1 protein-coding gene is annotated in these 448 nt (G+C 48.2%); it reads left to right on the top strand.

Features of this window, described 5'->3' with window-relative positions:
• A partial coding sequence (gene ribE, locus AC3DEV_RS17035) for a riboflavin synthase (RefSeq protein ID WP_186269437.1) occupies positions 1 to 371 on the top strand: 371 nt, incomplete at its 5' end.
• Positions 372 to 448 lie beyond the last annotated feature (77 nt).

Genomic DNA, 448 nt, shown 5'->3' on the forward strand with positions numbered 1-448 from the left:
GCGATGAAATTGGCGGACACTTAATGTCAGGTCATATTATGACCACCGCTGAAGTAGCGAAAATATTAACCTCGGAAAATAATCGTCAGATCTGGTTTAAAGTCCAGGATAGTCAGTTGATGAAATATATCCTGTACAAAGGATTTATTGGCATCGACGGTATTAGCCTGACCGTCGGCGAAGTCACGCCAACGCGTTTTTGCGTCCATTTAATTCCGGAAACACTCGAACGCACGACTCTTGGGAAGAAAAAACTCGGCGCACGCGTCAACATTGAAATCGATCCACAAACTCAGGCAGTGGTAGATACGGTAGAACGTGTGCTGGCGGCACGAGAAAATGCCATGAATCAACCAGGTACAGAAGCCTGATCTGAAATCGCCCCCGGACAGGGGGCGATAGAATAGCCTTTAGCGAGCGACTCGAAGGCCGTTTTCAACACCGCGTG

The organism is Dietzia sp. IBK-p2-15D (genome assembly GCF_057773105.1).